The sequence below is a fragment of the Streptomyces sp. NPDC028331 genome (assembly GCF_055565775.1).
Map to the genome: position 1 here is coordinate 294,803 of NZ_JBVHTR010000005.1, position 21,787 is coordinate 316,589.

Below are 21,787 nucleotides of genomic sequence, written 5' to 3' on the forward strand. Positions count from 1 at the left end.
ACGCGTCCGCCCGAAAGACCGCAAGAAGGAGCACGCCCACAGTGCCACGAGGTAGCACGCGACCCACCAGCCGCGATGTCGCCCAGGCCGCCGGCGTCTCCCAGGCAGCCGTCTCCCTCGTCCTCGGCGACAAATGGCGCGGACGCGTCTCCGAACCCGTCGCCGAACGCGTCCGCCAGGCGGCCCGGGAACTCGGCTACCGGCCCAACCTCGCGGCACGCAACCTCCGCCTCGGCCGCACCCGCACCGTCCTGCTCGTCGTACCCGCACTCACCACCGAATTCTTCGCCGGCGTCTACACCGGCGCCGCCCGCGTCGCCGCCGACCACGGCTTCGGCGTCGTCCTCTACCCCTCACCCGAAGGCGTCGGCCCCGCCAGAGACCCCTTCCACTCCGCGCAAGCCGCCCTCGACGGCGTCATCGCCTCCTCCATGGCCGCCGACGCCCTCACCGCCATCCACGGCGACCAACTCCCCCTCGTCATGCTCGACAGCGACCCCCAGGGCAGCCCGGGAGCCGCAACCGTCAACCTCGACATCACCGACGGCGTACGCCAAGTAGCCGAACACCTGCTCGCCCTGGGCCACCGGCACTTCCTCCACCTCGCCGCCGACATCCCCTCCTGGACCTTCCGGACACGCGCCCGGGAACTCGCCGCACGCGTCCACGCCGCCCCCGGAACCACCCTCCGCACCACCCACGCCCCCATCTCCATCGAAGGCGCCCTCACCGCCGCCGAAACCGCCCTCGCCGCCCCGGGCCCCCGCCCCACCGCCCTCGTCTGCGACGACGACAAACTCGCCGCCGGCGCCTACAAAGCCGCCCGCCGCCTCGGCCTGCGCATCCCCGACGACCTCTCCGTCACCGGCCTCGACGACCTCGCCCTCGCCACCGCCCTCGACCCCGAACTCACGACCGTACGACTGGACGCCGAACTCTTCGGCGAACGCGGCATGCAAGCCCTGCTCGCCGTCCTCGAAGGCCGCACACTCGAGCAGGGAGACATCCCGGTGCAACTCGTCGTACGCGCCTCCACGGCACCACCGCGCCGGTGACCCCACAGCACAACGCCGCGCGCCCCGACCACGAACGGGCGGGGCGCACGGCGTCATACGGTCATGCGAGTGAGACCAGCGAGCAAGACGAGTGAGACGACCTACTCCTCCGACTCGGCCTCGGCGTCAGCCTCCGCCTCCGCCGCCGTCGACGCACCGTCCGCCTGCAGCAGACGCGACAGCTGACGACCGGTGATCCGCCGGAACTTCCGCTTCTGCGGCCGCGTACGGTCCAGCACCGCGACCTCCAGACGCTCCGCCGGAATCTCCCGCTCACTGCCGTTCGTGTCCCGCGACAGCGCCTGAACAGCCAGCTTCAACGCCTCCGCCAACGTCATCCCGTCACGGTGCCGCTGATCGAGAAAACTGCTGATCTGCTCCGCATTGCCGCCGACCGCCACCGAACCGTGCTCATCCACGATCGACCCGTCATGCGGCAGACGGTAGATCTGGTCACCCTCCGGGGTCTCCCCCACCTCGGCGACCACCAGCTCCACCTCGTACGGCTTCTCCGCCGCACTCGAGAAGATCGTGCCCAGCGTCTGCGCGTACACGTTCGCCAGACCACGAGCGGTCACATCATCACGGTCATAGGTGTAACCGCGCAGATCCGCGTAGCGCACACCACCGATCCGCAGGTTCTCGTACTCGTTGTACTTACCGGCCGCCGCGAAACCGATCCGGTCATAGATCTCACTGAACTTGTGCAGCGCACGGGACGGGTTCTCACCGACGAACACGATGCCGTCGGCGTACTGCATCACGACCAGACTGCGGCCGCGCGCGATGCCCTTACGGGCGTACTCCGCCCGGTCGGCCATGGCCTGCTGGGGGGAGACATAGAACGGCGTCGACACCGGTTATCCGTCCCTTTCTGTCGAAGTCACGCGATCACCTTGATAACAACCGGCCCCGCCGTCAGAGCAGCGCGGCCCGCGGACCGTCGGGCTGCTCCAGACGCCGCTCCAGGATCGAACGGGCGATCTCCGACGACTCCTCGTCGGTCAGCCGGCGGAAACCGTCCTCGGTGATCACGGTGACGATCGGATAAATCCGGCGAGCGACATCGGGACCACCGGTCGCCGAGTCGTCGTCCGCCGCGTCGTACAGGGCCTGGACCACCAGGGTCGTGGCCTGCTCCTCGGTCAGATCCTCGCGGTAGAGCTTCTTCATCGCACCACGGGCGAAGATCGAGCCGGAACCCGTCGCCGCGAAGCCCTGCTCCTCGGAACGGCCACCCGTCACGTCGTACGAGAAGATGCGGCCCTTGCCGCGGTCCAGGTCATAACCGGCGAACAGCGGAACCACGGCCAGGCCCTGCATGGCCATACCAAGATTCGAACGGATCATGGTCGACAGACGGTTCGCCTTGCCCTCCAGGGACAACTGCGCACCCTCGACCTTCTCGAAGTGCTCCAGCTCGAGCTGGAACAGCTTCACCATCTCGACCGCGAGACCCGCCGTGCCGGCGATACCGACGGCCGAGTACTCGTCGGCCGGGAACACCTTCTCGATGTCCCGCTGCGCGATCACGTTGCCCATGGTCGCCCGGCGGTCACCCGCGAGCACGACGCCCCCCGGGAACGTCGTGGCCACGATGGTGGTGCCGTGCGGGGCCTCGATCACGCCCTGGGTGGGCGGCAGCTGCCGGTTGCCGGGCAGCAGCTCGGGCTGGTGCTCCGACAGGAAGTCCATGAAGGACGAGGACCCAGGCGTCAGGAAGGCAGCTGGTAGACGCCCGGTGCTACGAGGATTGGCTTCCACGCGTTTCCTTCCACGTATGTAGCAGCCCGCCTTATGACGTCGGGCCGATCCTTGAACTGCCCCAGTGCGGCATTGCAGCTGAAGCACAGTACGCCACGGACCCTACCCGTCTCATGGCAGTGATCCACATGCGCTGCCGGGGCGGATAGACATATGCAACAGACGCCTCCCTGGGAGGCGATCAACTCGTCACGTTCGGCTTCGGTGAGGCCGTACTGGCACTTCAGATGGCCCGCTCGGGACTTCACCGCCCTGCACACCTTGCAGCTCGTCGAAAGGCCGTCCGAAGCCGTGGCGTTCCGATGCCACTCGCTGTGCGGCTTGACCTCCCCACAGCTCCGGCAGTACTTGTGCCCCTCGGGCGTCTCAACCCGTGGCCGGACGTTCTTCCCCTTCGCCAGTTGCCGGGCTTGGTGGTACCCCGCCCAGCATTCTCGACAGTAGGCCTGCAGCCCGTCACGGGCCGCCTTGTTACTGGCGAAGGCTGCTCGCGGCTTGGACTGTTTACACCGCGAGCAACGCTTCACCGCCGACTCCTCGGCCACTCAACCCCCCGACCCTCGAACCTTAGATTCGAAGGGTGAGACGGCCTACTGCCCACCCTTCTGAACGAATGAGCGCACGAAATCCTCTGCATTCTCCTCGAGGACATCGTCAATCTCGTCCAGGACGGAGTCCACGTCGTCGCTCAGCTTCTCGTGTCGCTCCTTGAGATCCCCCGAAGCCTGAGCCTCCTGCTCCTGCTCCTCGATCTCCTCGGTGGAGCGCGTGGCCTTCTGCTGGCCGCCGCCGGTGTCCTTGGTCGCCATAACCCTCACCCCGCTCAGTTCGCCCGACATGGTCGACAGGTCGGCTTTCCTGCCGATCGGTGGTGATCAGACCCTACTAGCCGGGTCCGACAATGGCCCCGCAGTTACTCCAACGTGCGGGGACCACCTCGATGATTCCCGGCCGCCGGGATTTACACCCCGGGCGGCCGGGCTCGTCCGAGTACCCCTCAGCCGCCTGACAGGACCCTGACCAGGTCCTCGGCCGTGCGGCAGCGATCCAGGAGCTCCTTGACGTGATTACGCGTTCCGCGTAGCGGTTCCAGGGTTGGAACGCGCTGGAGGGAGTCCCGGCCCGGGAGGTCGAAGATGACCGAGTCCCAGGAGGCGGCCGCGACGTCGTCCGCGTACTGCTCGAGGCAGCGTCCGCGGAAGTAGGCGCGGGTGTCCTCAGGCGGCTTCGTGCGGGCGCGTTCGACCTCGGTCTCGTCCAGGAGGCGCTTCATGCGGCCGCGGGCCGCCAGGCGGTTGTACAGGCCTTTCTCGGGGCGTACGTCGGCGTACTGGAGGTCGAGGAGGTGGAGCTTGGCGGCGTCCCAGTCGAGGCCGTCGCGGCGCCGGTAGCCCTCCATGAGCTCTCGTTTGGCGACCCAGTCCAGCTCGCCGGACAGGCTCATGGGATCGTGTTCGAGGCGGTTGAGGGTGTCCTCCCAGCGGGAGAGGACGTCCTTGGTCTGGTCGTCCGCGTCGGCGCCGTACCGTTCCTCGACGTATTTGCGCGAGAGCTCGTAGTACTCCATCTGGAGCTGGACCGCGGTGAGTGTGCGGCCGCTGCGCAGGGTGATCAGACGCTTGAGCGTTGGATCGTGGGAGACCTGGTGCAGTGTCCGTACGGGCTGGTCGACCGCGAGGTCCACCGCGATGAAGCCGTCCTCGATCATGGACAGGACCAGGGCGGTGGTGCCCAGCTTCAGGTAGGTGGAGATCTCCGACAGGTTGGCGTCGCCGATGATCACGTGGAGGCGGCGGTATTTCTCCGCGTCCGCGTGTGGTTCGTCCCTCGTGTTGATGATGGGGCGTTTCAGCGTCGTCTCCAGGCCGACCTCGACCTCGAAGTAGTCGGCGCGCTGGCTGAGCTGGAAGCCGTGTTCGTGGCCGTCCTGGCCGATGCCGACGCGGCCGGCGCCGGTGATGACCTGGCGGGAGACGAAGAAGGGGGTGAGGTGGCGCACGATGTCGGAGAAGGCGGTTTCCCGCTTCATCAGGTAGTTCTCGTGCGTGCCGTAGCTGGCGCCCTTGTTGTCGGTGTTGTTCTTGTAGAGATGGATCGGCTGGGCGCCGGGGAGCTGGGCGGCTCGTTCCGCGGCTTCTGCCATGATGCGTTCGCCGGCCTTGTCCCACAGGACGGCGTCGCGGGGGTTGGTCACCTCGGGGGCGCTGTATTCGGGGTGTGCGTGGTCGACGTAGAGCCGTGCGCCGTTGGTGAGGATGACGTTGGCGAGGCCGATGTCCTCGTCGGTGAGCTGGCTGGCGTCGGCGGCCTCGCGGGCGAGGTCGAAGCCTCGCGCGTCCCGCAGCGGGTTTTCCTCCTCGAAGTCCCAGCGGGCCCGGCGGGCCCGGTGCATCGCTGCCGCGTAGGCGTTGACGATCTGGGACGAGGTGAGCATGGCATTGGCGTTGGGGTGGCCGGGGACGGAGATGCCGTACTCCGTCTCGATGCCCATTACTCGCCGTACGGTCATGCGGCCCTCCTTGCCCGGCGGCGCCCTCGGTCGGGGGCGGCGCTCAGATACCGCTGGTGCTCCGGTGCGCGTGCGGTGCCCGTCCCCGCACTGCGCGACGCGGCGGTAACAAAGAGCCTAGAACGCCTTTGCGCTGGTGGGGAGATCATTTGCGTCATTGCTGTGCTCCAGCCGTGGCCCGAAAAGCAGTGGGCTGCGGGTACCCGGTGGGGGCACCCGCAGCCGCCCTTGCTTTTACAGGTATTGACCGGTGTTTGCCACCGTGTCGATGGAGCGCCCGGTGTCTGCGCCTTGCTTTCCGGTGATGAGGGTGCGGATGTAGACGATCCGTTCGCCCTTCTTTCCGGAGATTCGGGCCCAGTCGTCGGGGTTGGTGGTGTTGGGCAGGTCCTCGTTCTCCTTGAACTCGTCCACGCACGCCTGGAGGAGGTGGGAGACGCGGAGGCCTTTCTGGTTGTGTTCGAGGAAGTCCTTGATGGCCATCTTCTTGGCGCGGCCGACAATGTTTTCGATCATGGCGCCGGAGTTGAAGTCCTTGAAGTAGAGGACTTCCTTGTCGCCGTTGGCGTAGGTGACTTCCAGGAAGCGGTTCTCGTCGGACTCGGCGTACATCTGTTCCACGGCGGTCTGGATCATGGCCTGGACAGTGGCGGCCTTGTCACCTCCGTGTTCGCTGACGTCGTCGGCGTGCAGGGGGAGGTTTTCGGTGAGGTACTTCCCGAAGATGTCCTTGGCCGCTTCGGCGTCCGGACGTTCGATCTTGATCTTCACGTCGAGGCGGCCGGGGCGCAGGATGGCGGGGTCGATCATGTCCTCGCGGTTGGAGGCGCCGATGACCACGACGTTCTGTAGGCCTTCCACTCCGTCGATCTCGGCGAGGAGCTGGGGGACGATGGTGTTCTCCACGTCCGAGCTGACGCCGGAGCCGCGGGTGCGGAAGAGGGATTCCATCTCGTCGAAGAAGACGATGACGGGGGTGCCTTCGCTGGCCTTTTCCCGGGCGCGCTGGAAGACGAGGCGGATCTGCCGCTCGGTCTCGCCGACGTACTTGTTCAGCAGCTCGGGGCCTTTGATGTTGAGGAAGAAGCTCTTGCCGGCGGCCTGGCCGGTCACTTCGGCGACCTTTTTGGCGAGGGAGTTCGCCACGGCCTTGGCGATGAGGGTCTTGCCGCATCCGGGGGGTCCGTAGAGGAGGACTCCCTTGGGCGGGCGCAGCTCGTGCTCCTTGAAGAGGTCGGGGTAGAGGTACGGGAGCTCGACGGCGTCGCGGATGGCTTCGATCTGGTTGCCCAGGCCGCCGATCTGGTCGTAGCCGATGTCCGGGACCTCTTCGAGGACGAGTTCTTCGACCTCGCTCTTGGGGACGACCTCGTAGACGTAGCCGGAGCGGGGTTCGAGCAGGAGGGCGTCGCCGGGGCGGATGGTGACGTCCAGCAGCGGCTCGGCGAGCCGTACCACCCGTTCCTCGTCGGTGTGCCCGAGCACCAGGGCGCGCTCGCCGTCCTCGAGGACTTCCTTGAGGGTGACGATGTCCCCGACGCGCTCGAACTCCATGGCTTCGACCACGTTGAGCGCTTCGTTGAGCATTACTTCCTGGCCGCGGCGGAGCTCGTCGAGGTCCACGCTGGGGCTGACGTTCACGCGGAGTTTGCGGCCTCCGGTGAAGATGTCGGCGGTGCCGTCCTCGTTCGCCTGCAGGAAGACACCGAAGCCGGCCGGTGGCTGTGCGAGCCGGTCGACTTCTTCCTTGAGGGCCACGATCTGGTCGCGGGCCTCACGGAGCGTGTTGGCGAGCCGCTCGTTCTGCGCGGACACGCCGGCCAGGTTGGTCTGCAGCTCGACGATCCGCTCTTCGAGAATTCTCGTGTGTCGCGGAGAGTCGGCGAGCTTGCGTCGCAGGACGGCGATCTCCTGCTCAAGGTAGGCGATCTGCCCGGCAGGGTCGTCGGACCCTCGTCCCGGGCGGATGCCGCGGTTCATGTCGTCGTCGTGGGCTGCCACGGTCCTCACCTCCTCCAAGGGGAGCTGGACGCTTCCAGACCCTACCTGGGTGGGTGTCGATTGAAACCCCTAGATCACAAAGACTGTCGGGGTGTGTCCGATCTTCACCCTTGCGCTCTCCCTCACGCCAGGGGAATACCCACCGAACATGATTGGGAAGCGGACGAAGGTAGGGTCGGGGTGTTCAACACCCGTCAGAGCTGGCCGGATTCCCGGGGCTCTGCGCAGTAAACGGCAGGGGAGATGACCGTGCAGCAGGAGGCCGGTGTCGGCGGCGAGGCGCTGGAGGTCTGGATCGACCAGGACCTGTGTACCGGTGACGGCATCTGCGCTCAGTACGCGCCGGAGGTCTTCGAGCTGGACATCGACGGTCTGGCGTATGTGAAGGGTCCTGACGAGGAGCTTCTGCAGGTCGCGGGGGCTGCGACGCGGGTGCCGTTGCCGCTGGTGGGGGATGTGGTGGACTCGGCGAGGGAGTGTCCCGGCGAGTGCATTCATGTGCGTCGGGTTTCGGACGGGGTGGAGGTGTACGGCCCGGACGCTGAGTGATCACTCGGCCACCTGCCGTCAGCCGTGTCTCTTTTCTCACACTGTCCGGGCCGTGCGGTCAGACGTTGCGGCTGCCGCCGGGGGTGGTGCGGAGGAACGCGCCGTTCTTCCACTGCCATTCGGCGTCGTTTTTGAGGTCGGGGCAGCAACTCGGTACGTCGGGTGAGGAGTAGCCGAGGAGGGTGGCGGTGACGGCGGCGTCGCGGACGGCGAAGTCGGTGACGGTGATGCGCTGCTTGGGGTCGACGAGGGTGGCGACGACGCGCGGTGTGGTGGTGCCCGCCGCCTGGGTGAGGACGTAGAGGCCGTCGGGTGGGGTGCCCATGCCGGCGTCGCAGTGGACGACGACGACGGTTTCGGGGCGGCCGTCGCCGTCGAGGTCGCCGGTGGCCTTCTTGTGGACGAGGACCTTGGCGCGGCCGCAGTGGAGGGGGAAGTGGACCTTGGCGGGGTCGGGCGGTGCGACGGCGGCGGGGGCGGCCTTGGTCTCGACGTGGGGTTGGGCCGCCGTGGCGGAGCCGGGTTGCAGCACGGAGGACAGGGCGATCACGCCGGAGACCGCGGTGGCGGTGGCGACCCAGTGGATGGGCCGGGTGGTGGTGTGAGCGAGTTCCGGGACGGCGGATTGCTGCACGGGGGAGGTGTCTCCTGTGAGGGCTGTGCCGGTGGGGGTGCCCCGCATCGTGCCACACGTCACAGTGCGGGGGAATGGCGGGGTGGGCACTGCTGGTGGCGCGTCAGTTTCCGTGTGCACCGGGGGTGGAGGGGTGGGCGGCGCCGGTGGGTGGGTGTGTCCGGGTGTGTGTGCTTCGGCGAGTGGGGTTGTGTGGGTGTGGGGGCTTGAACGCGTGAGCGCCGTGGCCGAGTTCCGCGGGGTGTGCGGGAACTCGGCCACGGCGCTGGTGTGTTGGGGGCGCTGTGGGGGCCGGGTCAGCGGCCGGTGCCTCCGTCGGCGTTGGGGCCGGTGTAGTCCTCGCCGTAGGCGCCCTTGGCGGGGCGGCGGCGGCGCATGGGCGGCTCGACGCCGTCGGCGAGGCGGCGGGCGGTGAGGAGGAAGCCGGTGTGGCCGATCATGCGGTGGTCGGGGCGGACGGCGAGGCCCTCGATGTGCCAGTTGCGGATCATGGTTTCCCAGGCGGTCGGCTCGTTGAAGCAGCCGATTTCGCGGATGGACTCGACGGTCCGGGCGAGCTGGGTGGTGGTGGCGACGTAGCAGCACACGATGCCGCCGGGGACGAGTGCCTTGGAGACGGCTTCGAGGCATTCCCAGGGGGCGAGCATGTCGAGGATGACGCGGTCGACGTCGGTGTCGGACAGGTTGTCCTGGAGGTCGCCGACGGTGAGCTGCCAGGCGGGGTGGGGGCCGCCGAAGTAGCGTTCCACGTTGGCCTGGGCGATCTCGGCGAAGTCGGCGCGGCGCTCGTAGCTGTGCAGCATGCCCTGGTCGCCGATGGCGCGCAGCAGGAAGGTGCTGAGCGAGCCGGAGCCGACGCCGGCCTCCACGACGCGGGCGCCGGGGAAGATGTCGGCGAAGGCGAGGATCTGTCCCGCGTCCTTGGGGTAGACGACGGCCGCCCCGCGGGGCATGGACAGGACGTAGTCGGGGAGCAGGGGGCGCAGCGCGAGGTAGGCGACGTTCCCGGTGGTGCGGACAACGCTGCCCTCGGGTGCGCCGATCAGTTCGTCGTGCGGGAAGGAGCCCTTGTGGGTGTGGAAGTTCTTTCCCGCTTCGAGTGTGAACGTGTAGTGGCGGCCCTTGGGGTCGGTCAGCTGTACCTGGTCCCCGACCTTGAAGGGCCCGCGACGGCGGGCGGCACCGGTCGGTTCGGACATGTGACCAGCCTACCGGCACCTGAGGGGGCCGCCGACCACGCGCGGTGGCGCCGGGCTCAGCTGGGGCGGGCCATGGCTTTGACGAAGGCTCGTTCGACGTCGGCGGCGGAGAGGACGCCGTAGATCTCTCCGGTCTCCTCGACGACGAGGTATTCGGTGGCGGGGGTGACGCGCAGGGCGTCGAGGAGGTCTTCTCCGGCGAGTTCGGCGGAGACGCGCATGCCGTCGGTGAGTTCCTGTGCGAGGCCGCTGACGGGGACCCAGGGGCGGCGGTGCTCGGGTACGCCGACGATGGCGGCCTCGCGGACGAGGGAGAGGGGTTCGCCGTGGGCGTCGACGACGACGAGGGCGCGGGCGCCGACGGCGTTGGCGCGGCGCAGGGCCTCGGAGAGGGGGGTGTCGGTCTCGACGGGGACGGCGCGGCGGGTGAGGGTGCGGGCGCGCAGTTCGGGGAGGTGTTCGCGCAGCCGGGCCATGCGCAGGCTGTTGCCGGCGCCGGTCCAGATGATGGCGGCGAGGATGGCGGCGAGCAGGGCGTCGGTGACGGTGTCCATGCCGACGTTGTCCTCGGCGGTGGAGCCGAGGGCGCCGGACTGGGTGAGCAGGGGCAGTCCGACGAGGACGGCGATGGCGAGGGCGCGGCCGACCCAGGCGGCGGCGACGGTGCCGCTCATGGGACGGCCGGTGATCTTCCAGACGACGGCTCGGAGCATGCGGCCGCCGTCGAGGGGCAGGCCGGGGAGCAGGTTGAAGGCGGCGACGATGAGGTTGGAGGCCATGAGGCCGGCGAGTAGGACGCCGGGGACGGTGCCGGGTTCGACGGGCTGCATGGCGAGGTAGAAGATCCCGGCGAGGACGAGGGAGAGCAGGGGGCCGACGAAGGCGAGGACGAATTCGCGGCCGGGGGTGTCGGCCTCTTTCTCGATCTCGGAGGCGCCGCCGAAGAACTGGAGCTGGATGCGGCGTACGGGGAGTTTGAAGCGGAGGGCGGCGAGGGTGTGGGCGAGTTCGTGGACGAGGACGGAGGCGTAGAAGGCGACGGCGAAGAAGAGGGAGACGAGGTAGCGGGCGGCGCCGAGTTCGGGCAGCACGCGGTCGAGCTGTCCGCCGAACACCCAGGTGATCAGGGCTGCGACGAGGAACCAGCTGGGGGCGACGTAGACGGGGACGCCGAAGGGCCGTCCCATGAGGATGCCGCCGCCGGGGTCCTTGGGCCGCTGCGGGGGGCGTGGTCGGCCGGTGCTGCCGGAGTGGGCGGGGGTGCGGGCGGGGGTGTCGCTGTTCGGGTCGTGGGGCGCGGCGGGGTCGTCCGCGGGGGGTGTGCGGCCGGGGTCGGTGGGCGGCTGGGGGGTGGTGGGGCCGTCGGTGCTCGCCGTGTGCTCGTCCTGGGGTCCCGTGGCCGCGGCGGTGGGTGCCGGGGGCTCGGTGGGGGGCTGCGCGGGACCGGGTGACTGCTCGCGGGGCGTGTCGTCGGGCGCCCCGTTGTTGCCGGGGCGCGGCTGTGCGCTCCCGCCGCTCTCGTCCACGCTGTCCCCTCGATCGATGCGTCTCCCCGGCCCGGGTCGCACCGGGTGGGAGGGTCCGGTGTCGATGGTATGCGGCCGTGGCGTGGTGTTCCGCCCCGGCACCGTCTCTGTTTTCCCGTCGTGGGGTCGCCCCGGCGGTCGGCCGGTGTCCCGGGCGGGCCTTGGCCGGGTGACTGTCAGTGGCGGGCCGTATGGTCTGTGGTCATGGAAACCAGCACCGACGGCGCCGCCGTGCCGTCCGCCGTGGCCGCCGCGCCCCCGGATTCGCTGTCGCCGTCGCGCGCCGGCGATTTCATGCAGTGTCCGCTGCTGTACCGGTTCCGGGTGATCGACAAGCTGCCCGAGAAGCCGAGTGAGGCGGCGACGAGGGGCACGCTGGTGCACGCAGTCCTCGAGCGATTGTTCGACGCGCCGGCGGCGGAGCGGACCGCTCCGCGTGCCAAGTCCCTGCTGCCGGGTCAGTGGGACCGGCTGCGGGAGAGCAGGCCGGAGGTCGTGGAGCTGTTCGCGGAGGATCCGGGCGGCGAGCGGCTGGCGCGCTGGCTGGGCGAGGCGGAGCGGCTGATCGAGCGCTGGTTCACGCTGGAGGACCCGACGCGTCTGGAGCCGGCGGAGCGTGAGCTGTTCGTCGAGGCGGAGCTGGAGTCGGGGCTGAGGCTGCGCGGGATCATCGACCGGGTCGATGTGGCGCCGACGGGTGAGGTGCGGATCGTCGACTACAAGACCGGCAAGGCGCCCCGGCCGGAGTACGCCGAGGGCGCGCTGTTCCAGATGAAGTTCTACGCCCTGGTGGTGTGGCGGCTGAAGAAGGTCGTTCCGCGGCGGCTTCAACTGGTGTACCTGGGCAGCGGGGATGTGCTGACGTACGACCCGGTCCTCGCCGACCTGGAGCGGGTGGAGCGCAAGCTGCTCGCGCTGTGGGAGGCGATCCGGCTCGCGACGGCGACGGGCGACTGGCGGCCGCGCCCCAGCAAGCTGTGCGGCTGGTGCGACCACCAGGCGGTGTGCCCGGAGTTCGGCGGCACTCCCCCGCCGTATCCGCTGCCCGTCGGCCCCGCCGTCGGCGGCGCGACCCCCGGCCGTCCGGCGGCGGGCGGCCGCTCGGGCGGCGGTCCCGGCAGTGACGGGCCGTCTCCGGACGGCTCCCCCGGCGACGGTGGCGGTGCGGGTGTGCCGTCGTCGGCCCCGCCTGCCGCCGGGCCGTCCACCGGTGTGCCGTCCGCGGGCGAGGCCCTGCCGGCTCAGCGGGACGGCGCCCCGGGTGCCCGGGGGTCCGCGTCGGTCAGGGCGCCCGAATCGGGCGGTGGCGCGCAGGGCAGAATGGGCCCGGACTAGCGAAGGAGACTTACGTGGCCATCCGCGTCCTACTGGTCGACGACCAGCCGCTGCTGCGTACGGGCTTTCGGATGATCCTGGAGGCCGAGCAGGACCTGGCGGTCGTCGGCGAGGCCGGAGACGGCCTGCAGGCGCTCGACCAGGTGCGTGCCCTGCAGCCCGATGTGGTTCTGATGGACATCCGCATGCCCCGCATGGACGGCGTGGAGGCGACCCGGCAGATCACCGGGCCGGGGCGGGACGGCCCGGCGAAGGTGCTCGTGCTGACGACCTTCGATCTGGACGAGTACGTGGTGGAGGCGCTGCGCGCCGGTGCGAGCGGCTTCCTGCTCAAGGACGCGCCGGCCAACGAGCTGGTGCAGGCGATCCGGGTGGTGGCCGCCGGTGAGGCGATGCTCGCGCCGAGCATCACCAGGCGGTTGCTCGACAAGTACGCCACGCATCTGCCGTCCGGGGACGAGCCGGTGCCGGACACGCTGCACACCCTCACCGAGCGTGAGGTGGAGGTACTGAAGCTGGTGGCGCGGGGATTGTCCAACGCGGAGATCGCCGCCGATCTGTTCGTCAGTGAGACCACGGTCAAGACGCACGTCGGCCATGTCCTGACGAAGCTGGGGCTGCGGGACCGGGTGCAGGCGGCGGTGTACGCGTACGAGAGCGGGCTGGTGCGTCCCGGCGCCCAGTAGGCGGGGCGCCGCGACGCCGAGGGCGCCCCTTGTGCGGGGGCGCCGCGACGCCGAGGGCGCCCCTTGCGGCGGGGGGCGCCCCTCACGCGGGTACGGCCCGCCTCAGCCCTTGCTGATCTGCCAGAACCGGAACACGGTGGAGGCGTCGAGGCAGTACTCGAGCCCGTACACGCCGTCCCGGGTGACGGCGTACTGCTTGCCCTGCCAGACGGGGATGACGGGGATGTCCTCGGCGACGATGCGCTGGAGCTTGCGGTAGTCGTGGTCGGTCGCGGAGCGGTCGCTCTGGGCGGCCGTCTTCGGGATCAGTTCACCGGTGATGGTGTTGTTGGCGTAGTGGTTGTCCAGCACGTTGCCCTTGCCGAAGAACGGCGCGGTGAAGTTGTCGGGGTCGGGGTAGTCCGGTACCCAGCCCTTGACGTAGACGCCGTACTTGCCCGCCGCGATGTCCTTCTCGTACTGGTCGAACGGGACGGACTTGACCGTCGCGTCGAACAGTCCGCTGTCGTTGAGCTGGCGGGCGATGGTCTTCAGTTCCTCGTCGGTGGCGGGCCCGTAGCGGGAGGGGGTCGACCACAGGGTGAGTGTGACCTTGCCGGTGATGCCTTCGGCGCGCAGCGCGGCGGCCGCCTTGGTCCTGGAGGGGCGGGCGCCGTAGGTGTCGAAGAAGGACGTGTCGTGGCCGGTGATGCCGGCCGGGATGATGGAGTACAGGGGCGTCGCGGTGTCGTTGTAGACCTTGTTGACGAGGGCGTCGCGGTCGAGGAGGTAGGCGATGGCCTTGCGGACGCCGAGCTTGCCGGCGACCGGGTCGGCCATGTTGAAGACGAGGTGCTGGACCTCGGCGCTGGAGCCTTCGACGACCTGGATGCCCTTGCCGGTGGAGGTGTCGTTGGCGATGTCGGCGATGTCGTCGGCGGCCAGGCCCCGGTAGGCGATGTCGATCTTCTTGTCCAGAAGGGCGGTCTTCAGGGCGGACTGGTCGCCGTGGAAGAACTTCAGGGTGACGCCGGAGTTGTGCACCTTGGCGGTGCCCTGGTACTTGGTGTTGACGGAGAAGACGGCCTTGTCCTTGCCGAAGGAGTCCAGCTTGTAGGGGCCCGAGCCGACCGCCTTGCCGTCGGTGCGGAGCTTGTCCGCGGGGTAGGCGTTGTGGTCGACGATGGAGCCGGCGCCGGAGGCTATCTTGCTGGGGAAGGTGGCGTCGGCGTACTTGAGGTTGAAGACGACGGTCTTGGCGTCGGGGGTCTCGACCGAGCCGAGCATGGGGAACATGATGGCGGGACCGGCCGGGTCGTTGATCTTCAGCAGGCGGTCGAAGGAGAACTTGACGTCCTTCGAGGTGAGCGGGTCACCGTTGCTGAACTTCAGGCCGTCCCTGAGGGTGCAGGAGTAGACCTTGGTGTGGGTGTCCGTGAACCGGCACTCTCTGGCGGCTTCCGGTGCCGGTTCCGTGCCGCCGTCGGGGAAGGCGAGCAGGGACTGGAAGACGTTGTTGAACAGCAGCCAGGATCCCGGGTCGTAGCCGGAGGCCGGGTCGGTGGCCAGGACGTCGTCGGACATCCCCATCACCACGGAGGAGCCGGTGCCTCCGGAGTCGTCGGTCGAGGAGCCGCATCCGGTGAGCAGGCCGGCGGCGAGTCCCGTCGCGATGGACAGAACCGGCCACTGAGTGCGCATGTTCACGTGCATGTGCCTTGTCTTCGGTTGTCGTTCGTCCCGGACTCCGCGCGTTCCGGGCCGTGCGGAAGCTCCGGGATCGTACCGCGAACGCGGCAGGGCCCCCGGGGTTGTGCCCCGGGGGCCCTGATAACCGCTGGTCACCCGGCCGGTGTGAAACCGGACGGCGGACCGGTCAGCCGCCGACGCCGCGGCTGAGCTCCCACAGCTGCAGCGTGGAGGAGGAGTTCATCGCGTACTCGCTGCCGGTGATGTCGTCGCGGGTGGCGACGTACTGCTTGCCCTGCCACAGCGGCAGGATCGGCACGTCGTCGGCGACGATGTCTTGCATGTCGGTGAGGCTCTTCGACGCGGTGAGACGGTCGGCCTCGCGGCGGGACTGCGGGATCAGGGTGTTGATGATCTCGGGGTTGGCGTACGGGGAGCCGAGGGTGTTGTCCTTGTCGAGGAACGGCGCCAGGTAGTTGTCGGCGTCCGGGAAGTCCGGGAACCAGCCCATGCCGTAGACGTCGTACTCGCCCTTCTTCTCGGCCGGGCGGAACTTCTCCCAGGGGGTGCCCTGGATGGTGACGTCGAACAGACCGCTGGCGTTGAGCTGCTCCTTGAGCACCTCGAACTCCTTGGCGGTGGCCGGGCCGTAGTGGTCGGTCGTGTAGTGCAGCGTCAGCTTCACCGGGGTGCTGATGCCCGCCTTGGACAGCAGCGTGCGGGCCTTGCCCACGCTCGGGTTGCCGTACTTGTTGAAGAACGAGTTGGAGTGGCCCGTGATGGTGGCGGGCACGAGCGAGAACAGGGGCTCGGCCTCGGTGCCGTACACCTTGGAGACCAGCTCGCCGCGGTTGATGACCTGTGCCATGGCCTGGCGGACGGCCTTGTTCTTCACCGAGGGGGCGTCGGTGTTGAAGGCCAGGTAGCGGATCTCCAGGCCCGGCATCTCCACGAGGTTGACGTTGCCGCTGGTGTCGTTCTGGAGCTTGCGGATCTGGTCCGGGTCCATGGTGCGGGTCATGACGTCGATGTCGCCCTTGTCCAGGGCGGAGCCCATCGCGCCGGCGTCCGCGAACGACTCGAGGACGACCTTGTCGTTCTTCGGCGTCAGCAGGCCCTGGTAGTGGGGGTTCTTCGTGAAGGTCGCCTTGACCAGCTCGTTGTTCTTGACCTCGGCCTGCATCGTGTACGGCCCGGAGCCATCGATGTCGAAGCCGTCGCGGAGCTTGTTCTTCTCGTAGTCCTTCGGGTTGACGATGCCGGCGACCGGCGTCGACAGCTTGAAGGGGAAGGTGGCGTCCGCCGTCTTGAGGTGGAAGATGACTTCGTTGTCGCCCTGCGTCTCGACGGTGTCGATGGTGGACAGCAGGGCGAAGACACCGCTGTCGGCCTTGAGAGCGCGGGCACGGTCGATGGAGTACTTCACGTCGGCCGCGGTCACCCGGTCACCGTTGGCGAACTTCAGGTCCTTGCGCAGCTTGCAGGCGTAGCGCTCGTTCCCGGTGTCGGTGAAGCCGCAGCTCTCGGCGGCCTCGGGCTGCGGCTCGCCGTCGCCGCGGGGCTGCACCATCAGCGTCTGCACGGTCTGCCGGAGGATGTTCCAGGTGCCGACGTCGTACGCGTACGCCGGGTCGAGGGGCGCGGGGGCTTCGCTGGAGGCGGTGAACCGGTCGGTGGTGCCGACGACGATGGCGTCCCCGCTCTTGGCCCCGCTGCCGGACCCACCGCAGGCAGCGAGGACGGGGGTGAGCAGACCGGCGACGGCCGGCAGCACCAAAGTCTTGCGGTTCATGCTCGAGTTTCTCCAGAGCTGTTGGTCCGTGTATCCAGCAAGCATGGGTGGTGCGGCGGATCACGGGGAAGTGGTGATGTTCTCGCGCTGAGATTAGTCCGCACCTGCACGAGGGCTGGCAGCCACCGGAGTTGAGTTCCCATCACGCTGTGAAACCAGGTGTGAACGGACCGGAAAACCGGTCGGGGAAGGATTCGTGCAGCGTTTCACCAATCGGGACACAAGGGCATGCCGGGGCCGCGCGAATCGGGTGGAACAGCACACGCCCGGCCCGCTGTCGACCCCCGTGCGCGTGGCGAACGTCACATGAACAGCAAGCGCTCTCCACCCCGGAATTCGCTCGGTTGAGCCGGTATTAATTCATTCGGCTGGACAGCCCCGGGTAATCCGTCCATTCACTCTGCACGCTCGGTGAAGGATCAGCGCATTTGCGTCATCAAAGCCTGCAGAAATGGCAGGTCGACCTCTTCGAGGGAGGGGACGACGGTGCGGCCGGCGGCCGGCTCGATGGGCGCGACCGAGGGCACGGCCACCACACGGCAGCCCGCGGCCTCGGCGGCGGTGACTCCGGTCACGGTGTCCTCGATGACCGCGCACCGGGCGGGGTCCGCGCCGAGGCCCTTGGCGGCCCGCAGGTACGGGTCGGGGAACGGCTTGGTGCGCTCCACCTCGTCGCCTGCGACGGTCAGCGCGAAGTACTGCGGGCCGATGGAGGCCAGGATGCGGTCGATGATGCGCCGGTGGGAGGCGGAGACCAGGGCGGTGGGGATGTCGTGCGCCGCGAGTTCGGCCAGCAGCCGGGCGGCGCCCGGCATCAGGGGGAGTCTGCGGTCGATACGGTTCTCGAAGCCGTCGTTGAGCAGGACGGTGAGCTCGTCGAGGGTGATGTCGGCGCCGGTGGCCTCGATCAGGAATCCCGCGCTGCGCGTCATGGGACCGCCGACCACGACATGGCGCCAGGAATCGTCGAGCGTGTGGCCGAGGCCGGCGAAGACCTCGACTTCGACGTCCCACCAGAATCCCTCGGTGTCCACGAGGGTGCCGTCCATGTCGAGGAGCACGGCCTGCAGGGCGGAGCCTTCGGCCGTACGGGTTCCGAGTGCGGGAACCGTAGTGGTCATCCGGCGTACCTCCTTCAAGGGACGACCAGGCCGGTTCCCAGGGAGGGAACCGGCCTGCGGTGGATCGACCAGTGTACGACGCGCGGGGGGAAAGTGCCTCTCGCTACGAAAGCGCCACGCCTCGCGGCACAGGTGGACGAGCGGGCCGCCTGGGGGCGGCGGCCACCCACCAGGGGGCACCGGGGCCGGGCCGCCCTCCGGCGAGCGCCCGCAGCCGCAGGGGGCCGGGCCGCCCGGCGGCGTGCGCGCCCGCAGCCGAAGGCACACGCCCGGTGATCCCCGGGCTCACCCGCCCGCACGGAGGACGCACCGGCGAGGCGGGCCGGGGTGCGGCACTCGGCGTGGCCGGGCCGCGGGGCGTGGTGCCCCTGCGGCCGGCCCCGAGGCCGTCGGCGGGGATGCGCGACGGCCGGGGGCGGACGCCTATCGCGCGTTGAAGTACTTGGCCTCCGGGTGGTGGATCACGATCGCGTCCGTGGACTGCTCCGGGTGGAGCTGGAACTCCTCGGAGAGGTGGACGCCGATCCGCTCCGGCTGAAGGAGCTCGGCGATCTTCGCGCGGTCCTCCAGGTCGGGGCAGGCGCCGTAGCCGAGGGAGAAGCGGGCGCCGCGGTACTTCAGGGCGAACATGTCCTCCATGTCGGCGGGGTCCTCTCCCGCGAAGCCCAGCTCGTCGCGCACGCGCGCGTGCCAGTACTCGGCGAGGGCCTCCGCCAACTGGACGGACAGGCCGTGCAGTTCGAGGTAGTCGCGGTAGGAGTTCGACTCGAACAGCCGCGCGGTCTCCTCGCCGATCCTCGAGCCGACGGTGACGACCTGGAAGCCGACGACGTCCTTCTCCCCCGACTCCTCCGGGCGGAAGAAGTCGGCCAGGCACAACCGGCGGCCGCGGCGCTGGCGCGGGAAGGTGAAGCGGGTGCGCTCGTTGCCCTCCTCGTCCAGGATGATCAGGTCGTCGTCCTTGGACACGCACGGGAAGTAGCCGTAGACGACGGCCGCTTCGAGGAGGTTGTCGGTCTGCAGCCGGTCGAGCAGACCGCGCAGGCGGGGGCGGCCCTCGGTCTCGACCAGTTCCTCGTATGTCGGTCCCTCGCCGGTGCGGGCCTGCTTCAGCCCCCACTGACCCTTGAACAGCGCACCCTCGTCCAGCCAGGAGGCGTAGTCCTTCAGCGGGATGCCCTTGACGATGCGGGTCCCCCAGAACGGCGGCGTGGGAACGGGGTTGTCGGTGGCGACGTCGGAGCGGACGTGCCCCTCCTCGGGCCGCTCCTCGATCTCCACGGTGGCCGCGCGCACCCGGCGCTGCCGCAGCTCCGGCAGCTTCGCCCCGGGCACGCCCCGCTTGACCCCGATCAGGGCGTCCATCAGCCGCAGGCCCTCGAACGCGTCGCGGGCGTAGCGGACCTCGCCCTCGTACAGCTCGTGCAGGTCCTGCTCGACATACGCGCGGGTCAGCGCGGCGCCGCCGAGGATGACCGGGTAGGTGGCGGCCAGGCCGCGCTGGTTGAGCTCCTCCAGGTTCTCCTTCATGATCACCGTGGACTTGACCAGGAGCCCGGACATGCCGATGACGTCGGCCTTGTGTTCCTCGGCGGCCTCCAGGATCGCCGAGACCGGCTGCTTGATGCCGAGGTTGACGACGTTGTAGCCGTTGTTGGACAGGATGATGTCGACGAGGTTCTTGCCGATGTCGTGGACGTCGCCGCGCACGGTGGCGAGCACGATGGTGCCCTTGCCCGCCTCGTCGGTCTTCTCCATGTGCGGCTCGAGGTAGGCGACCGCGGACTTCATCACCTCCGCGGACTGCAGCACGAACGGCAGCTGCATCTGGCCGGAGCCGAACAGTTCGCCGACGACCTTCATGCCGTCCAGCAGGGTCTCGTTGACGATGTCGAGGGCCGGGCGCTCCTGAAGAGCCTCGTCCAGGTCGGCTTCGAGGCCGTTGCGCTCACCGTCGATGATCCGCCGCTTCAGCCGCTCCTCCAGCGGCAGCGCGGCCAGCTCCTCGGCCTTGCCCGCCTTCAGGGACTTGGCGGTGGCGCCCTCGAACAGCGCCATCAGCTTCTGCAGCGGGTCGTAGCCCTCGCCGCGGCGGTCGTAGATGAGATCCAGGGCCGTCTGCACCTGCTCCTCGTCGAAACGCGCGATCGGCAGGATCTTCGAGGCGTGCACGATCGCCGAGTCCAGCCCGGCCTTCACACACTCGTCGAGGAAGACGGAGTTGAGCAGGATGCGAGCGGCCGGGTTGAGGCCGAAGGAGATGTTCGACAACCCCAGCGTGGTCTGCACGTTCGGGTGGCGCCTCTTCAGCTCCCGGATCCCGTCGATGGTGGCGACGCCGTCCTTGCGGGACTCCTCCTGGCCGGTGCAGATGGTGAAGGTCAGGCAGTCGATGAGGATGTCCTCCTCACGGATGCCCCAGTTCCCGGTCAGGTCCGCGATCAGCCGCTCGGCGATCTCGACCTTCTTCTCGGCGGTACGGGCCTGGCCCTCCTCGTCGATGGTCAGCGCGATGAGAGCCGCCCCGTGCTCCTGGGCGAGCCGCGCCACCTTCGCGAAGCGGGACTCGGGACCGTCGCCGTCCTCGTAGTTGACCGAGTTGATGACCGCGCGGCCGCCGAGCTTCTCCAGGCCCGCCCGCAGGACGTCGACCTCGGTGGAGTCCAGGACGATCGGCAGCGTGGAGGCCGTGGCGAAACGGCCGGCCAGCTCCTCCATGTCGGCGACGCCGTCGCGGCCCACGTAGTCGACGCACAGGTCGAGCATGTGCGCGCCCTCGCGGATCTGCTCCCGGGCCATCTCCACACAGTCGTCCCAGCGGCCCTCGAGCATGGCCTCGCGGAACTTCTTCGACCCGTTGGCGTTCGTCCGCTCGCCGATGGCCAGGTAGGAGGTGTCCTGCCGGAACGGCACCGACTGGTACAGCGACGCCGCACCGGGCTCCGGCTGCGGGGTCCGCTCGGGCGGGGTCAGGTCGCGGACCCGCTCGACGACCTGGCGCAGGTGCTCCGGGGTGGTGCCGCAGCAGCCGCCGACCAGGGACAGGCCGTAGTCGCGGACGAAGTTCTCCTGCGCGTCGGCCAGGCCCTCGGGGCCCAGCGGGAAGTGCGCGCCGTCCTTGGTGAGCACCGGCAGGCCGGCGTTCGGCATGCACAGCAAGGGGATGCGGGAGTGCCGGGTGAGGTAGCGCAGGTGCTCGCTCATCTCGGCCGGGCCCGTCGAGCAGTTCAGGCCGATCATGTCGATGCCGAGCGGCTCCAGCGCGGTCAGGGCGGCGCCGATTTCCGAGCCGAGCAGCATCGTGCCGGTGGTCTCGAACGCCATCGAGCACAGCAGCGGCACCTCGACGCCCGTGGCTTCCATGGCGCGCCGGGCGCCCAGGATCGCCGCCTTGGTCTGGAGCAGGTCCTGGGTGGTCTCCACGATCAGGGCGTCCGCGCCGCCGGCGAGCAGGCCCTCGGCGTTGGCCTGGAAGCCGTCGCGGATCGTGGTGTACGGAACGTGGCCCAGGGTGGGCAGCTTGGTGCCGGGGCCGATGGAGCCCAGCACCCAGCGCTGCCGGCCGTCCTCGGCGACGACGGCGTCGGCCACCTCGCGGGCGATGCGGGCGCCCGCCTCGGAGAGCTCGTACACGCGGTCCGCGATCTCGTACTCGGCCATGGCCGCGTGGTTGGCGCCGAAGGTGTTCGTCTCGACGCAGTCGACGCCCACCTGGAAGTACGCCTCGTGGACGGAGCGGACGATGTCCGGGCGGGTGACGTTGAGGATCTCGTTGCAGCCCTCGAGGCCCTGGAAGTCCTCCAGCGTCGGGTCCTGGGCCTGGAGCATCGTGCCCATGGCGCCGTCGGCCACCACGACACGGGAGGCGAGGGCTTCGCGGAGGGCTTCGATTCGGGTCCGGCTGTCGGTGGAGGCGGACGAAAGGGACGGGTTCGGCAACGAGGCCAT

At 69.2% G+C, this 21,787-nt stretch carries 16 protein-coding genes and 1 pseudogene; 4 read left to right on the plus strand and 13 right to left on the minus strand.

All coding sequences use genetic code 11. The features are described 5' to 3' along the window. Positions 1 to 41 precede the first annotated feature (41 nt). Positions 42 to 1,055 (plus strand): LacI family DNA-binding transcriptional regulator, encoded by a 1,014-nt coding sequence (locus tag ACZ4SW_RS09355; protein WP_468240030.1) that lies wholly within the window; start codon positions 42 to 44, stop codon positions 1,053 to 1,055. 101 nt (positions 1,056 to 1,156) lie between these two features. On the opposite strand, the gene prcA is transcribed toward ACZ4SW_RS09355, so the two are convergent. The 6 genes from prcA to arc form a co-directional block, all read right to left on the minus strand. Then, entirely contained in the window at positions 1,157 to 1,912 is a 756-nt protein-coding gene (prcA, locus tag ACZ4SW_RS09360) for a proteasome subunit alpha (RefSeq protein WP_468240033.1), read from the minus strand. Between the two features lie 61 nt (positions 1,913 to 1,973). Further along, positions 1,974 to 2,819, minus strand: coding sequence for a proteasome subunit beta (gene prcB, locus ACZ4SW_RS09365; protein ID WP_468240035.1), 846 nt, complete (start codon positions 2,817 to 2,819; stop codon positions 1,974 to 1,976). Continuing rightward, complete coding sequence (locus ACZ4SW_RS09370; protein WP_468240038.1) at positions 2,771 to 3,364, minus strand: endonuclease VII domain-containing protein; 594 nt, start codon at positions 3,362 to 3,364, stop codon at positions 2,771 to 2,773. Before ACZ4SW_RS09370 ends, prcB begins: the two co-directional genes overlap by 49 nt. A gap of 45 nt (positions 3,365 to 3,409) precedes the next feature. Next, entirely contained in the window at positions 3,410 to 3,628 is a 219-nt protein-coding gene (locus ACZ4SW_RS09375; protein WP_263229040.1) for a ubiquitin-like protein Pup, read from the minus strand. 188 nt (positions 3,629 to 3,816) lie between these two features. After that, positions 3,817 to 5,328 carry a depupylase/deamidase Dop gene (gene dop, locus ACZ4SW_RS09380; protein ID WP_468240041.1) on the minus strand — a complete coding sequence of 504 codons (1,512 nt, stop codon included), beginning with the start codon at positions 5,326 to 5,328 and terminating at the stop codon, positions 3,817 to 3,819. 234 nt (positions 5,329 to 5,562) lie between these two features. After that, positions 5,563 to 7,329 carry a proteasome ATPase gene (arc, locus tag ACZ4SW_RS09385; RefSeq protein ID WP_468240044.1) on the minus strand — a complete coding sequence of 589 codons (1,767 nt, stop codon included), beginning with the start codon at positions 7,327 to 7,329 and terminating at the stop codon, positions 5,563 to 5,565. Positions 7,330 to 7,572: 243 nt separating this feature from the next. Here arc and ACZ4SW_RS09390 point away from each other — a divergent pair, with 243 nt between their 5' ends. Then, positions 7,573 to 7,878, plus strand: a complete 306-nt coding sequence (locus ACZ4SW_RS09390; RefSeq protein WP_468240047.1) for a ferredoxin — start codon at positions 7,573 to 7,575, stop codon at positions 7,876 to 7,878. Positions 7,879 to 7,936: 58 nt separating this feature from the next. Here ACZ4SW_RS09390 and ACZ4SW_RS09395 read toward each other — a convergent pair whose 3' ends face one another. The 3 genes from ACZ4SW_RS09395 to ACZ4SW_RS09405 all read right to left on the minus strand — a co-directional run bounded on the left by ACZ4SW_RS09395 (position 7,937) and on the right by ACZ4SW_RS09405 (position 11,237). Then, a complete protein-coding gene (locus ACZ4SW_RS09395; RefSeq protein ID WP_468240050.1) occupies positions 7,937 to 8,512 on the minus strand; it encodes a hypothetical protein in 576 nt (191 codons plus the stop codon). A gap of 296 nt (positions 8,513 to 8,808) precedes the next feature. Beyond that, positions 8,809 to 9,711: a tRNA (adenine-N1)-methyltransferase gene (locus ACZ4SW_RS09400; RefSeq protein WP_103839091.1), complete on the minus strand. Its 903-nt coding sequence runs from the start codon at positions 9,709 to 9,711 to the stop codon at positions 8,809 to 8,811. A gap of 56 nt (positions 9,712 to 9,767) precedes the next feature. Beyond that, entirely contained in the window at positions 9,768 to 11,237 is a 1,470-nt protein-coding gene (locus ACZ4SW_RS09405) for a site-2 protease family protein (protein WP_468240052.1), read from the minus strand. Positions 11,238 to 11,441: 204 nt separating this feature from the next. On the opposite strand from ACZ4SW_RS09405, the pseudogene ACZ4SW_RS09410 reads away from it, so the two are divergent. Then, positions 11,442 to 12,320, plus strand: a pseudogene (locus ACZ4SW_RS09410) (RecB family exonuclease); the annotation flags it as partial. A 266-nt stretch (positions 12,321 to 12,586) separates the two neighbouring features. Beyond that, positions 12,587 to 13,258 carry a response regulator gene (locus ACZ4SW_RS09415; RefSeq protein WP_058926326.1) on the plus strand — a complete coding sequence of 224 codons (672 nt, stop codon included), beginning with the start codon at positions 12,587 to 12,589 and terminating at the stop codon, positions 13,256 to 13,258. 102 nt (positions 13,259 to 13,360) lie between these two features. Here ACZ4SW_RS09415 and ACZ4SW_RS09420 read toward each other — a convergent pair whose 3' ends face one another. The 4 genes from ACZ4SW_RS09420 to metH form a co-directional block, all read right to left on the minus strand. Beyond that, positions 13,361 to 14,944: an ABC transporter substrate-binding protein gene (locus tag ACZ4SW_RS09420; RefSeq protein ID WP_468240055.1), complete on the minus strand. Its 1,584-nt coding sequence runs from the start codon at positions 14,942 to 14,944 to the stop codon at positions 13,361 to 13,363. A gap of 169 nt (positions 14,945 to 15,113) precedes the next feature. Then, positions 15,114 to 16,718 carry an ABC transporter substrate-binding protein gene (locus ACZ4SW_RS09425; RefSeq protein ID WP_468240057.1) on the minus strand — a complete coding sequence of 535 codons (1,605 nt, stop codon included), beginning with the start codon at positions 16,716 to 16,718 and terminating at the stop codon, positions 15,114 to 15,116. A gap of 419 nt (positions 16,719 to 17,137) precedes the next feature. Further along, complete coding sequence (locus ACZ4SW_RS09430) at positions 17,138 to 17,839, minus strand: HAD family hydrolase (protein WP_468240060.1); 702 nt, start codon at positions 17,837 to 17,839, stop codon at positions 17,138 to 17,140. Between the two features lie 423 nt (positions 17,840 to 18,262). Then, entirely contained in the window at positions 18,263 to 21,787 is a 3,525-nt protein-coding gene (gene metH / locus ACZ4SW_RS09435; protein ID WP_468240063.1) for a methionine synthase, read from the minus strand.

Bases quoted from the DNA above. Each gene is read 5' to 3' on its own strand.
- ACZ4SW_RS09390 (WP_468240047.1), top strand. From the start codon at position 7,573: ATGACCGTGCAGCAGGAGGCCGGTGTCGGCGGCGAGGCGCTGGAGGTC.
- ACZ4SW_RS09400 (WP_103839091.1), bottom strand. From the start codon at position 9,711: ATGTCCGAACCGACCGGTGCCGCCCGCCGTCGCGGGCCCTTCAAGGTC.
- ACZ4SW_RS09425 (WP_468240057.1), bottom strand. From the start codon at position 16,718: ATGAACCGCAAGACTTTGGTGCTGCCGGCCGTCGCCGGTCTGCTCACC.
- metH (WP_468240063.1), bottom strand. From the start codon at position 21,787: ATGGCCTCGTTGCCGAACCCGTCCCTTTCGTCCGCCTCCACCGACAGC.
- dop (WP_468240041.1), bottom strand. From the start codon at position 5,328: ATGACCGTACGGCGAGTAATGGGCATCGAGACGGAGTACGGCATCTCC.
- ACZ4SW_RS09430 (WP_468240060.1), bottom strand. From the start codon at position 17,839: ATGACCACTACGGTTCCCGCACTCGGAACCCGTACGGCCGAAGGCTCC.
- ACZ4SW_RS09375 (WP_263229040.1), bottom strand. From the start codon at position 3,628: ATGGCGACCAAGGACACCGGCGGCGGCCAGCAGAAGGCCACGCGCTCC.